We start from the raw sequence: 13,607 nt of genomic DNA on the forward strand, positions 1-13,607 counted from the left end.
CAGAAGAACTCCCCCATCGGGAAAAAGACCAGCGCACCTGCCATCACTCCGGCCGGCCGGCGCCCGGGCGCGACGTATGGACGCGGCCCCGCTCCGGTGCCAAGCTCGAAGGACCGCGGGCGTCGCCGAAGCCGCCGCGGCGGCCTCCCCGTGCCCGTGACCACCGCTGCTCCGCGCGCGGTCGCCCTCCCCCGCACCGCGCCATCGACCGGGAGGCACGCACCATGGGCGAAAAGACACACGCACATCCCGGAGCCGCCGGAGGAGCACCGACGGCCGGCCACCCCTCCGCCGTACGGAACGTGGTGCTGGTCGGCCCCAGCGGATCGGGCAAGACCACCCTGGTCGAGGCCTTGGCCCTGACGGCGGGGGCGGTGAACCGGGCCGGCCGGGTCGAGGACGGGGCGACCGTCTCCGACTACGACGAGATCGAACAGCGCCGACGGCGTTCGGTACAGCTCTCGCTGGTCCCGGTGGCCTGGGACGGCTGCAAGATCAACCTGCTGGACACCCCCGGCTACGCGGACTTCGTCGGGGAGCTGAGGGCCGGTCTGCGCGCCGCGGACGCGGCCCTCTTCGTCGTCTCGGCGGCCCAGGAGGCCGAGTCCGTGGCCGCGACCACCCGGGCCGCCTGGGAGGAGTGCGCGCTCGTCGGCATGCCGCGCGCGATCGTCGTCACCCACCTGGACACCGCCCGCACCTCGTTCGACGACATGACCCGGATCTGCGCCGAGAACTTCGGTGGCGAGGACCCCGACGCCGTACTGCCGCTGTACCTGCCGGTCCTGGGGCCCGAGGGCGCTGACGGGCACGCCCCGCTGACCGGGCTCACCGGGCTGCTGAGCCGGCGGATCCTCGACTACTCCTCGGGGGAACGTGCCGAGGAGCCGCCCGCGCCCGGCCAGGAGGAGCCCCTGCGGGCGGCCCGGGACCGGCTGATCGAGGGGATCATCGCCGAGAGCGAGGACGAGTCCCTGATGGACCGCTATCTCGGCGGCGAGGACATCGACGTCACGACCCTGGTCGCCGATCTGGAACGGGCCGTGGCCCGGGGCTCCTTCCACCCCGTCCTCACCGCGGCGCCCGCGGCCGAGGGCGCCCGCCAGGGCATCGGCACCGTCGAACTGCTGGAGCTGATCACCCGCGGCTTCCCGACCCCGCTGGAGCGCACCCCGCCGGTCGTCACCACCCCGGCGGGCGGGCCCCGGCCCGCGCCGGTCTGCGACCCGGACGGCCCGCTGGTCGCCGAGGTCGTCAAGACGTCCTCCGACCCGTACGTGGGCCGCGTCTCGCTGGTCCGCGTCTTCTCCGGCACCCTGCGCCCCGACGACTCCGTGCACCTGTGCGGCCACGGCCTGGACGCGACGGGGCGCGCCCCGCGCCCCTGTCACGAGGCGGAGATCCGCGTCGGGGCGCTCACCTCACCGTTCGGCCGGCGGCAGCACGCGCTGGACCGGTGCGTCGCGGGCGATCTGGCGTGTGTGGCCCGGCTCGGGGAGGCGGAGACCGGCGACACGCTCTCCCCGGCCGACGACCCGGTCCTGATCGAGCCCTGGTCGACGCCCGACCCCCTGCTCCCGCTGGCCGTACGGGCGCACGGCAAGGCGGACGAGGACAAACTGTCGCAGGGGCTGGCCCGGCTGGTCGCCGAGGACCCCACGCTGCGCCTCGAACAGAACCCGGACACCGGCCAGGTCGTCCTGTGGTGCCTGGGCGAGGCCCACCAGGAGGTGGCCCTGGAGCGGCTGCGCAGCCGTTACGGCGTCCAGGTCGACGCGGAACCGCACCGGGTGCCGCTGCGCGAGACGTTCGCCGGGCGGGCCGCCGGGCGCGGACGGCACGTCAAACAGTCGGGCGGGCACGGCCAGTTCGCGATCTGCGAGATCGAGGTGGAGCCGCTGCCGCCGGGCACCGGGATCGAGTTCGTCGACAAGGTCGTCGGCGGTGCGGTGCCGCGCCAGTTCATCGTCTCGGTGGAGAAGGGCGTGCGGGCCCAGGCCGCCCGGGGACTGGCCGCCGGGCACCCCCTGGTCGACGTCCGGGTCACGCTGCTGGACGGCAAGGCGCACTCGGTGGACTCCTCCGACGCCGCCTTCCAGACCGCCGGGGCGCTCGCGCTGCGCGAGGCCGCGTCCGCGTCCCGCATCCAGCTCCTGGAACCGGTGTGCGAGGTGAGCGTCCTGGTCCCCGACGACTACGTGGGCCCGGTGATGAGCGACCTCTCGGGGCGGCGGGGCCGGGTCGTGGGCACCGAGCAGAGTGCGGGCGGGCGCACCCTCGTACGGGCCGAGGTGCCGGAGATCGAGGTCGGCAGGTACGCCGTGGACCTGCGCTCCCTGTCGCACGGCACCGGCCGATTCGACCGGGCGTACGCCCGGCACGAGGCGATGCCGCCGCAGGTCGCCGACCGGGTCCGCGTGGAGCGGGGGGACGGATCGCCCGGCGCGTGACCGGCGCACTGTCGCATACGCCGTCCGCGTCCACGCGGGTGACGGGTGGCGGTGTGATCGGGACGATACGCTGTGGTCGCAGCTCAGAAGGTATGCCGCGTACGGTAGTTGGGCACACCGCAGGAGCAGACGTGCGGCGAGTGGGGGCGACAGGTGGCCAGCGACGGATTCGACTTCTCACCCGGGGCCCAGATCCCGGTCCAGGGCGCGGGCGGCCAGACCGTGGCGACCAATGCCCTGGCCTCGGCGGCGTATCGGGACAGCCCGGTGGAGACGATCCTCGACGCCAACAGCGAGTGGCACAAATCGACGGTGAAGCCGGGCTCCTCCAAACTCTTCAAGTCCGACTACTTCAAGCCGAATCTCGGTGAGGCGTTCTCCCGGGCGGTCCAGGAGCGCATGCTCGGCGGCGCCCGCAAGGCGCTGATCCAGTCCTTCGGCACGGACCCGCAGACCGTGGTGGAGCACTGCCTGTCGGCGAACAACCTGCGCAAGGCCCGGGACACCCGCCTCACCCTGGTGACCGTGGTGTTCGGCGTCCTGTTCCTGCCGGGCATGCTGGCCTGGGTGATCGCCTTCCGGATCCGGGAGGCGCTCAACAAGTCCAGCGACACGGCGTTCAAGGCGGTCGGCACGGTGCTGCTGGCCGCCTTCGGGGTCGGTGCGCTGATCCTGGTGGTGAAGCTGCCCCTGGACGGCTTCTGGGCGCTCTACTTCCGGGGCGCGGTCATCGCGCCGGTGATCGGCTGGGTGCTCGCCAAACGGATCGCCGAGACCTCGGCCAGGGACATGCGGGCCCGCTGGGAGGGCCTTCTCTCCGGCACCGGGGTGATCGCGAAGATCCCCGAGGCGGTCCCGAAGAACCCCAACGAGACCGCCCGCGAGGCCCTGCGCCAGGGTCTGGAGAAGCTGTCGGCCGAGCAGCAGTCGAACGCCGTCTTCTACGCCGGCCCCAAGGGCGTCCTCGGGATGGGCACCCGCTGGGGCAGCTGGCAGCTGGCCGAGGAGCTGCTGCCGAAGGACCCGACGAAGGAGATCCACCAGTTCCGCAGCTGGGACCTGATCCGGATCATCCACGACCAGCTGAAGATGCTGGAGCGCGGGCCGCTGAACACCGGCGGCTTCCCGAAGCCGTCCGTGAAGCACTGGGTCGTCTCGCCCATCGGGGAGAACGCCGACGCCGTCACGCGCCCCGAGGGGGAGGACGTCGCCACCTTCCAGGTGAAGCCGCACGAGATACAGCGGATCTGCAACCACCAGCAGTTCGGCAGCGGCGACCGGCACTACCTGGGCGTCCAGTTCACCCTGTGGGACGGCCAGCTGGTGATCACCATGATGATCAGCGTGACCGTGCTCCACGAGACACTGCGCATCGAGGTCACGGGCCACGCGCTGGGGCCGGTGCACGGCCTGTTCCTCTCCAAACCGGCGGCGAAGACGAAGACGGTCAACAAGACGGTCCGCTTCTGGGAGACCCGGGACGTCCAGCTGGCCCTGGTGGACGCCAAGGAGGTTGTCCGGCTCGCCCTGCGAGCCCCTCTCACCTGGTATCCGCCGATGCTGGACTACCTGGGCGGGAAGATCGTGCTGCCCGAGCCGTTCGGGCTGCGGCACGCATGGGCGGCCAAGCCGTGGAACCACCGCTTCATGGCGGACGACGCGATGCGTGCCGCCACCCCGGTGCTGCGGGCGGTCCACACGGCGGCGATGCGGGTCCTCGCGGAGAACGGTGTCGACACGGAGCGCTTCGACAACCGCTCGATCATACTGAGCGGCCTCGTCCAGGACCCGGCCCCGCGCAAGGCCGACGTCTACGACGCGTAGCCGGAAGGGCCCGCCGGACCACTCCGACGGGCCCTCCTTCGAGCCTGCTCAGCGGGCCGGCAGTCCGCCCGTCGGCCAGGCGTCGGCCAGCATCGCCCGGGTGTCGCCCAGCAGCTGGGGCAGCACCTTGGTGTGGCCGATGACCGGCATGAAGTTGGTGTCCCCGCCCCAGCGCGGCACCAGGTGCTGGTGCAGGTGCGCGGCGATCCCGGCGCCGGCGACCGAGCCCTGGTTCATGCCGATGTTGAAGCCGTGCGCGCCGGAGGCCGCCCGCAGCGCGATCATCGCCCGCTTGGTGAAGTCCGCCAGCTCCGCCGTCTCCTGGCCGTCCAGTTCGGTGTAGTCGGCCACGTGGCGGTAAGGCACGACCATGAGGTGGCCGCCGTTGTACGGGTAGAGGTTCAGCACCGCGTAGACGTGCTCGCCGCGCGCCACGACGAGGCCGTCCTCGTCGGATTTCGCCGGGATCGAACAGAACGGACAGCCGTCCTCGGCGCCCGGGCCGCTGGGCTTGTTCTCGCCCTGGATGTACGCCATCCGATGGGGGGTCCACAGGCGCTGGAATGCGTCGGGCGTCCCCACGCCGATCTGCTGCTCCGGCTCACTCGTCATGCCGATCAGCATATTGCGTCACCCCGGCGGAGCGTGTCGCCGGGGGCGCACCGCTCGGCCGCCCACGATGCTGAGCCGATGAGCGACCGACCCGCCCCCGATCCCTCCGCCCGGATGACCCGCTGGGAGCAGCGCACGGAGGTTCCGCTCTTCGCCGCGGGGCTGCTCTTCCTGACGGGGTACGCGGTCCGGGTGCTGACCCCGCACGAGGCCGAGCCCTGGAACGACATCGCGCTGATCCTCGTCTGGTCGACCTGGCTGCTCTTCCTCGTCGACTACGGGACGCGGCTGCGGCTCAGCGGGCTCGGCGCACGCTTCGTCCACACCCACTGGCTCGACACCCTGGTCCTGCTGCTGCCGCTGCTGCGCCCGCTGCGCATGGTCAAGGTCTACACGGCGGTGCAGCAGCGCCGTGACCGGCCCCGGCTGAGTCTGTACGCGCGGGTCATGTCGTACGCGAGCCTGACCGCCGTCCTGCTCGGCTTCTCCGCCTCGCTCGCCGTCTACCACCTGGAGCACACCGCCCCCGGAGCCTCCATCCGCACGTTCGGCGACGCGGTGTGGTGGGCGTGCGCGACGCTCACGACGGTCGGTTACGGGGATGCCACGCCGGTCACGCCGTGGGGCCGGACGGTCGCGGCGGGGCTGATGGCCTGCGGTCTCGCGCTGCTCGGGGCGGTGACGGGGTCGTTCTCCTCGTGGCTGATCCAGGTGTTCACCAGGGAGGACGAGAAACGGCCCCCGGAGCGCTGGTAGCACTCGGGGGGGCCGTTTCGCCGTACGGATCAGACCTGTACGCGGTCCTCGACGGCCTTCGCGATCTTGGCGAGGGCCTCGTCGACCGGGATGCCGTTCTCCTGCGAACCGTCGCGGTAGCGGAAGGAGACGGCCCCGTTGGCCATGTCCTCGTCACCAGCGATGATCATGAAGGGCACCTTGGCCTTCTGCTGGTTGCGGATCTTCTTCTGCATCCGGTCGGAGGAGGCGTCCACATCCACCCGCAGCCCCTGCTTGCGCGCCTTGGCGGCGAACTCCTGGAGGTAGGGGATGTGGGCGTCGCCGATCGGGATGCCGACGGCCTGGACCGGGGCGAGCCAGACCGGGAACGCGCCCGCGTAGTGCTCCAGGAGCACGGCGAAGAAGCGCTCGATGGAACCGAACAGGGCACGGTGGATCATGACCGGGCGCTGCTTGGAGCCGTCCGGACCGGTGTACTCCAGGTCGAAGCGCTCCGGCAGGTTGAAGTCGAGCTGCACGGTCGACATCTGCCAGGTGCGGCCGATGGCGTCCTTGCACTGCACGGAGATCTTCGGACCGTAGAACGCGGCGCCGCCCGGGTCCGGGACCAGGGGCAGGCCCTGCTTCTCGGCGACCTGACGCAGCGTCTCGGTGGCCTCTTCCCAGGTCTCGTCCGAGCCGACGTACTTCTCCGGGTCCTTGGTGGACAGCTCCAGGTAGAAGTCGGTGAGCCCGTAGTCGCGGAGCAGGTTCAGCACGAAGGTGAGCGTGCGGTCCAGCTCCTCCGCCATCTGCTCCTTGGTGCAGTAGATGTGCGCGTCGTCCTGCGTGAAGCCGCGCGAGCGGGTCAGGCCGTGCACGACGCCCGACTTCTCGTACCGGTACACCGTGCCGAACTCGAAGAGGCGCAGCGGCAGTTCGCGGTAGGAGCGGCCACGCGCGTCGAAGATCAGGTTGTGCATCGGGCAGTTCATCGGCTTGAGGTAGTAGTCCACCCCGTCGTCGAGCTGCATGGGCGGGTACATGCCGTCGGCGTACCAGTCCAGGTGGCCGGACTTCTCGAAGAGCTTGCCCTTGGTGGCGTGCGGCGAGTAGACGAACTCGTAGCCCTCCTCCTCGTGACGGCGGCGCGAGTAGTCCTCCATGGCCCGGCGGATGACGCCGCCCTTGGGGTGGAACACCGCGAGGCCGGGGCCGATCTCGTCGGGGAAGGAGAAGAGGTCCAGCTCGTTGCCGAGCTTGCGGTGGTCGCGCTTGGCGGCCTCCTCCAGGAACTCCAGGTGCGCCTTCAGCTCGTCCTTGGTCGGCCAGGCGGTGCCGTAGATGCGCTGGAGCATCGGGTTCTTCTCGCTGCCGCGCCAGTACGCGGCGGCGTTGCGCATCAGCTTGAACGCCGGGATGAACCGGGTGGTGGGCAGGTGCGGACCCCGGCAGAGGTCCTTCCAGCACAGGTCGCCGGTCTTGGGGTCGAGGTTGTCGTAGATGGTCAGCTCGCCGCCGCCCACCTCGACGTCCGCGCCGTCGTCCGAGGAGGCGGAGCCCTTGATGCCGATGAGCTCCAGCTTGTACGGCTCGTCGGCCAGCTCCTCGCGGGCGGCCTCGTCGGAGACCACGCGACGGGAGAACTTCTGGCCCCGCTTCTGGATCTCCTGCATCTTCTTCTCGACGGCCTTGAGGTCCTCGGGGGTGAACGGCTTCTCGACGTCGAAGTCGTAGTAGAAGCCGTCCTTGACCGGCGGGCCGATGCCGAGCTTGGCCTCGGGGAAGAGCTCCTGCACGGCCTGGGCCATGACGTGCGCGGTGGAGTGGCGCAGGATGTTGAGCCCGTCCTCGGAGGAGATCTCCACCGGCTCGACGCTCTCGCCGTCCTGGAGCTCGTACGAGAGGTCCTTCAGCTCGCCGCCGATGCGCGCGGCGACGACGGTGCGCTGTCCGGGGAAGAGCTCGCCGGCCGTCGTGCCCGTCGTCACCACGTGCTCTTCCCGCTCGGAATCGCGTTGGATGATCACACGGACGTCTGACACCGGTCTCTCCTGACTGAGGGGGCGCCCGTTTCTCATCGCACGGGCAAGGAGAATCGTACCGAGCCGTACGCCCCCGATGCGAACGCCTTCCGGGCCGGGCTACGGCTCCTCCCCCGCGCACGCCTCCTCGAAGAAGTCGACGTTCTCCTGGAGGGCCTTCATCAGCCGGTCCCGCTCGGCCTCGTCGACCTGGACGGGCGCGACCTGCGAGGCTCCGGTGAGCCGCCGGAAGCCGCCCCGGTTCTCCAGCCGCCCCTCCACCCGCAGCGGGAGCCCCACGAGGTGGGCGTGGCCCGCGATGCGGTACGCCTCCTCGTCCAGCTCCACGCGGACGTGCGCGACCTCGGCCCCGGCCAGCACCCGCAGCCGTACGATCCCGGCGCCGCGCGGCCCGGAGCGGCGCAGCCGGACCACCGCGCCGGTCAGCCGCACCTGCACGGCGGGTTCGTCGCGGAGGTAGCGGGCTCCGGCGGCGCGCAGGGCGGGCAGGTCCCCCGGGGAGAACTCGACGGGGGCGGGCCGGGCCGGGCAGCCGTCCGGGGTGCCCGCGGCGGGCGCCCACCGCAGGTCGATCCCGGCCCCCTCGGAGCCGCGCACCAGGGCGATCAGCGCCTCGGTCAGCTCCCGGCCGACACCCGCGGCGACCGCGCTGTCGAAGGCCTCCATGCCGCCGGTGGCCCGCTGGTAGTCGACCGCCTCGCGGGTGGCGTGCAGCGCGTGGCAGAGCTGGACGGCGACGGCGCGACCGGAGGCGACGGGGACGTACCCGGTGAGGCTGCGGCCGTCGGCGCCGGGCCCGATCAGGGCGTCGTCGAGGGCGGCCCGGGCCTTTCGGCGGTGCCGGGCGCCGTGGTAGCCCGCCCGGCCGCGGGTCGCGAGGGCCCCGGCCATGAGGACCTGCCGGGCGGCCGACCGCAGTTCCTCCGCCTCGGACCAGCCCGAGGCGCCGGCCGCTCCGGCCGCCGACTCGGGGACCTCGCGCCACCAGCGGATCTCGTCGCTGGGCACGGCGAGGGAGACCAGGACGTCACGGGCGGAGGGGTCGGCGCTGCGGCCGAGGGCGACGAGGGCTTCCTCGATCAGCTCCCCGCTGTCGGGGAAGGCCGCGCTCTCGGGCACCAGCAGGCTGGTCGCCCCGGCGGCGGATCCGGGCGGGGTCCAGCGGCCGTAGCGTCCCGGCGCTCCCCCGCGCCGCTGCCAGCCGTGCCGGCGCAGGAGGGCCCCGAGGACCGCGGGGTCGGGCAGCTCGGCGCCCGCGTCGGCGGGCGGCGGGGGCCACGGGCGGACGGTGGGGTGCGAGCGGGCGGCGGGGAGCCCCGCCCCGCCCGTGGGCTCGTCCATCGACCGGTGCATCAGGGTCTCCCTCCGGCCCCGACCCGGGCCATGATGTCGCAGAGCGCGCGGTCGTCGAAGATCCGCGAGGTCGGGATGCGCACAGTGGTCCGGTAGCGGCCCGTCACCGCGTGGCCGGCCAGGTTGGTCCAGTAACAGCAGTGGCGCAGGTCGAGGCCGCCCGGCCCGGCGCGCAGCCAGTCGTCCTGGCTGCGGGGCACGATCATCACGACCAGGATCTTGTGCACCGACACCGGGGAGCGGGCGAGCTTGACGAGGTGGGCGTTGTCGAGGGTGAAGGAGAACGCCCCGCCCGCCGGGTGCGGCGGTATCTGATAGGTGCACTTGAGCTGCACCTTGATGGTCACTTCGTCGTCGACGGTGTGGGCGGCGGCGCCGTGGCTGACGTGCCAGTCGATGCCGTTGTCGGGGAAGGGCTGGGACAGCGAGCATCCCGCCGCCGCCGCGACGGCGTGCAGATAGCCCACCTGAAGGGTCTCCATGCAGGCGGTGGTGGCGAGGGAGCCGCGCAGTGGCGCGCCCGGCTGCTGCGGCAGCCGCGGCCCGAAGGCCTCGGCGCGGGCGGTTCCCCCGGGGTCGGGCTGCGCGAGCGCCATGGCTCCGTGTGCCTTCCGGGCGTGCCGATCGATGGCAGGTGGTCTGCCGGCGGGGTGTCGTGGGCTGGACGGATCGACGGACGTCGGCAGCAACTGCCCGGCGTCTCACCTGTGTTGTCACCGCATCAGACCGCCCGCAAACGGCGTATCAGGCAAACAGCCCGGGTATCACCGATATCGGGCAGAGGAATCATTCCATCTGCCGTGCGGGTGCGAGGAGTTCGGGGATGATGCACTGGTTCGAAGGGCCGCTGGCCGCTTTTGACACGGAGACGACAGGCGTGGACGTCGAGCAGGACCGGATCGTTTCGGCCGCTCTCGTCGCGCAGGACACCGCGGGCGGTCGCGTCCGCGTCACCCGCTGGCTGGTGAATCCGGGGGTTCCGGTTCCGCCCGGGGCGACCGAGATCCACGGCCTGACCGACGATCACCTTCAGCGCAACGGGCGTTGGCCCGCCCCGGTGATGGACGAGATAGCCCGGGCGCTGGCGGAGAGCTGCGCGACCGGCCGGCCGCTGGTCGTGATGAACGCTCCCTTCGACCTGACGCTGCTGGACCGGGAGTTGAGGCGGCACCGGGCGTCGTCGCTGGCGGGGTATCTCGACGGGGTGCCGCTGCGGGTGGTCGACCCGCGGGTGCTGGACAAGCATCTGGACCGCTACCGCAAGGGCCGCCGAACGCTCACGGATCTGTGCGCGCGTTACGAGGTGGTGCTCGACGGGGCCCATGACGCGGCGGCCGACGCGACCGCCTCGCTGGAGCTGGTGCGGGCGGTGTGCCGGCGCTTCTCGACCCGGCTGGAGCGGCTGTCGCCGTCCGAGCTGCACAGCCGGCAGGTGTCCTGGCACGCGGCCCAGGCGCGTGGTCTGGAGGCGTGGTTCGCCAAGAGCGGGACGCCGGAGGCGGTGGACCCGTCGTGGCCGCTGCGCCCGGAGCTGCCCGCGGCGGCGTGAGGGGCCGGGTGGCCCGGACATGCGAAAGCCGGTCCGCGTGATGCGTGCGGACCGGCTTTCCCCGGTGGGCGATACTGGGTTCGAACCAGTGACCTCTTCGGTGTGAACGAAGCGCTCTCCCACTGAGCTAATCGCCCGGGAACGGGTTGAACCATACAGGGCTCCGAGGGCTTGGTTCAAACTCCTTCCGGCCGCGCTCTACTCAGAGCGTCCCGGCCGGGAAGTGAGTATCCGAGCGCATGTACGGGCCGGGTGGCCGGGACCACACTCCCGTACATGGAACATGTGCCCCCGCCCGCCGAGGAACTGGCCCGCCTCGACCGAGAACTGGCCGAGCTGGACGCCCGCCGGGCCCAGCTGCTGACCCGGCGCGCCTGGCTGCTCGCCGCGCTCCGGCCGCCCGTGCCTGCGGCCGGCCCGGGCTGGAACCCGTCGGCCTGGGGGGCGCCGCCCGGCGGCCGCCCGGGTGCTCCGGCGCAGCCGTGGGGTTACGTGCCGAAGCAGCCGTCCGCGCCGCGCGGCGCGCAGAACGTCCTGCTGACGCTGGGCGGTCTGCTGCTGACGGTGGCGGCCATCGCGTTCACGCTGGTGAGCTGGGGCTCGATGGGGATCGGCGGCCGGTCCGCCGTGCTGTCCGTCGTGACGCTGGGGGCGCTGATCGCCCCGGCGGTGCTGCTGCGGCGGGGGCTGGCCTCCACTGCCGAGGCGCTGGCGGCCCTGGCCCTGGTGCTGACGCTGCTGGACGCCTACGCGGTCCACGCGGTGGCCGTGCCGGACACGGACGGGCTCGGCTTCACGGCCGCCGCGTCGGCGGTGCTCGCCGCGCTGTGGACCGCGTACGGGCTGGCGCTGGGCAGGCTGCGCCTTCCGCTGCCGGCCGCCGTGGTGCTCGCCCAGTGGCCGCTGCTGTTCTGGGCGTGGGCCGCGGGCGCTCCGGCACTGGTGGTCGGGTGGGCGCTGCTGGCCACGGCCGTGCTGGACGGGGCGATCGCCCTGTGGGGCAAGGGCACCGGGGTCCGGGTCACGGCGTGTGTCGGCGGATCGGTGATGGCCTTCTCGGCGCTGATGGTGGGGCTGACGCTGTCCACGACGGCCTCCGGGCCGCTCGGGGCGGTCGCGCCCGGCGGGCTGCTGCTGGCGGCAGCGGTGGCGGCCGGGGCCGGGGCATGGCGCGCGCCGAAGGGCTTCGCGCGGGCGGGCGGCGCGGTGGCGGGCCTCGCGGGGGTGGCGGCCGTGGGCGGTGTACCGGCGGCGGCGGTCCCGGAGGGCTGGCGGGTGCTCGCGTACCTGCTGTGCGGTCTCGCGGCGGCGGTGGTCGTCCGTTCGCGGCTGCCGAGGAACGCCGCGCACGGGGTGCTGGCGGCGTCGGGTGCGGTGGTGGCCGGGTCCCTGATGTGGGCGCTGCCGCCGGTCGCGGCGGTGCTGCTGGGCCCGGTGACGATCCTGTCCGACGTGTGGGCGGGGTCGCCGGAGGGCTTCCGGTCCGCGCTGGGGTCGACGCTGCCGTGGACGGAACTGGCCGCGGCCCCGGTGGTGCTGGCCCTGGTGGCCGGGCTGCTGGGGGCGGCCTACCGGTGGTGGCCGTCGCTGGTGCGGCTCGCCGCGCCGCTGACCGTACGGGAGGAGACGCCGGGGGCGGACGCGGCGGGTACCCCGGGCGCGGCCTGGACGGCGCCCGGGGCCGGCGCGCCCTGGTACGCCACCGGTGGCGTCGGCGCCCGCAGGCGGCCGTCCGGGGCCGCGGTGCGCGGGGCCGCCGGGGCGGGGGCGACGGCTCTGGGCTGGGGTGCGCTGCTGGTGGCCGGGGCCGTGCTGGACGTGCCGTACGCCCTCGCGGTGGTCGCGGAGACGCTTCTGGTGGCCGCGCTGCTCGCCCTGGCCGTACGCGCCCCGGGGAGCGGCCGGGACGGGTCGGGGGCACTCGCGGTGACCGCGCTGGTCGGGGCGGTCGGCGGGGCGGTGAGCGCCGGGCTGCTGTCGCTGGCGTCCGAGGGGGCCGCGTACGGGGTGTTCGGGGCGCTGACGGTGCTGTTCGCCGGGGCGGCGGTCCGGGCCCGGAGCGCGGTGCCGACGGCGGTGTTCGCGGTCGCCGCGGTGGTCTGGGGCACCGCGCTCACGGGTCTCGCGGGCCGGTCGCTGGAGCTCGCCCCGCACGAGGCCGCGCCGCTGCTGCTCCTGGTTCCCGCGCTGACAGTGCTGCTCGGGGCGCGGCTGCGGCGGGACCCCGTGGCGTTGCCGGTGGAGCTGACGGGGGCGCTGGGTGCGCTGGTCGCGGTGGGGCTCGCGGTGTCCGACGCGCCGTTCCTGGCCCTGGTGCTGGCGCTGTGCGGGGTGCTGGCGGCGGGCGCGGCGGTGCGGCCGGAGCGGCGGACGGTGGCGGGCTGCCTGGCTGCGGCGCTGTTCGTGCTGGCCGCCTGGGTGCGGCTGGCGGCTTCGGAGGTGTCGATCCCGGAGGCGTACACCCTGCCGGTGACCGTGCCCGCCCTGGTGGTGGGGTTCCTGCGGCGCCGGAAGGACCCGGAGGCGTCGTCGTGGACGGCGTACGGGCCGGGGCTCGCGGCGACGCTGCTGCCGAGCCTGGCGGTCGCCTGGACCGACCCGGACTGGCAGCGGCCGTTGCTGCTGGGCGTGGCGGCGCTGGCGATCACGCTGCTGGGCGCGCGCTACCGGCTGCAGGCGCTGCTGCTCCTCGGCGGGGCGGTGCTGGCCCTGGACGGACTGCACGAGCTGGCGCCGTACGTGGTGCAGGTGGCGGGGGCGCTCCCCCGCTGGCTGCCGCCGGCCCTGGCCGGACTGCTGTTGCTGGTGGTGGGGGCGACGTACGAGCAGCGGCTGCGCGACGCCCGCCGGCTCAGGGACACGCTGGGGCGGATGCGCTGAGCCGCGCCGGGGGCGGGGGCGCCCGGGGGGGGGGGCCCCGCCCCCGCGGGGGGGGGGGGGGCCCCCGCTGGCCCCCGGCGGGGGGGGGCGCCCCCGCGGGGGGGGGGGCCCCCGGGCCCCGGGGCCCCCCCCCCCCGACGGGTCCGGTCACCGTGTGCCGGGTGCGTCCTCGCTCAG

General features: G+C 73.6%; 9 protein-coding genes and 1 tRNA gene. 5 read left to right on the forward strand and 5 right to left on the reverse strand.

Annotated elements, in window-relative coordinates; all coding sequences use genetic code 11:
• The first annotated feature begins 224 nt into the window (after positions 1-224).
• Positions 225-2,450: an elongation factor G-like protein EF-G2 gene (locus tag ACFWRV_RS31810; RefSeq protein ID WP_384339381.1), complete on the forward strand. Its 2,226-nt coding sequence runs from the start codon at positions 225-227 to the stop codon at positions 2,448-2,450.
• Between the two features lie 153 nt (positions 2,451-2,603).
• On the forward strand, positions 2,604-4,274 hold the full coding sequence (locus tag ACFWRV_RS31815; RefSeq protein ID WP_384339382.1) for a hypothetical protein: 1,671 nt from the start codon (positions 2,604-2,606) through the stop codon (positions 4,272-4,274).
• 48 nt (positions 4,275-4,322) lie between these two features.
• Here the strand turns inward: ACFWRV_RS31815 and ACFWRV_RS31820 are convergent, their stop codons facing one another.
• Positions 4,323-4,898 (reverse strand): HIT family protein, encoded by a 576-nt coding sequence (locus ACFWRV_RS31820; protein ID WP_384339383.1) that lies wholly within the window; start codon positions 4,896-4,898, stop codon positions 4,323-4,325.
• A gap of 66 nt (positions 4,899-4,964) precedes the next feature.
• On the opposite strand from ACFWRV_RS31820, the gene ACFWRV_RS31825 reads away from it, so the two are divergent.
• Positions 4,965-5,642, forward strand: coding sequence for a potassium channel family protein (locus tag ACFWRV_RS31825; RefSeq protein WP_384339384.1), 678 nt, complete (start codon positions 4,965-4,967; stop codon positions 5,640-5,642).
• A gap of 29 nt (positions 5,643-5,671) precedes the next feature.
• Here ACFWRV_RS31825 and thrS read toward each other — a convergent pair whose 3' ends face one another.
• From thrS to ACFWRV_RS31840, 3 genes are all read right to left on the reverse strand, one after another.
• Positions 5,672-7,648: a threonine--tRNA ligase gene (gene thrS / locus ACFWRV_RS31830; protein ID WP_384339385.1), complete on the reverse strand. Its 1,977-nt coding sequence runs from the start codon at positions 7,646-7,648 to the stop codon at positions 5,672-5,674.
• 99 nt (positions 7,649-7,747) lie between these two features.
• Positions 7,748-9,001, reverse strand: coding sequence for a hypothetical protein (locus tag ACFWRV_RS31835; RefSeq protein WP_384339386.1), 1,254 nt, complete (start codon positions 8,999-9,001; stop codon positions 7,748-7,750).
• Positions 9,001-9,597, reverse strand: coding sequence for a DUF4365 domain-containing protein (locus ACFWRV_RS31840; RefSeq protein WP_384339387.1), 597 nt, complete (start codon positions 9,595-9,597; stop codon positions 9,001-9,003). Before ACFWRV_RS31840 ends, ACFWRV_RS31835 begins: the two co-directional genes overlap by 1 nt.
• Positions 9,598-9,824: 227 nt before the next feature.
• On the opposite strand from ACFWRV_RS31840, the gene ACFWRV_RS31845 reads away from it, so the two are divergent.
• Positions 9,825-10,550, forward strand: coding sequence for a 3'-5' exonuclease (locus ACFWRV_RS31845; RefSeq protein ID WP_384339388.1), 726 nt, complete (start codon positions 9,825-9,827; stop codon positions 10,548-10,550).
• Positions 10,551-10,615: 65 nt separating this feature from the next.
• Here the strand turns inward: ACFWRV_RS31845 and ACFWRV_RS31850 are convergent.
• Positions 10,616-10,687: transfer RNA gene (locus ACFWRV_RS31850), tRNA-Val, on the reverse strand.
• 139 nt (positions 10,688-10,826) lie between these two features.
• Here ACFWRV_RS31850 and ACFWRV_RS31855 point away from each other — a divergent pair.
• Positions 10,827-13,430: an SCO7613 C-terminal domain-containing membrane protein gene (locus tag ACFWRV_RS31855; RefSeq protein ID WP_384339389.1), complete on the forward strand. Its 2,604-nt coding sequence runs from the start codon at positions 10,827-10,829 to the stop codon at positions 13,428-13,430.
• Positions 13,431-13,607: the final 177 nt, after the last annotated feature.

The sequence above is a fragment of the Streptomyces sp. NPDC058576 genome (assembly GCF_042718715.1).
Lineage (GTDB): Bacteria > Actinomycetota > Actinomycetes > Streptomycetales > Streptomycetaceae > Streptomyces.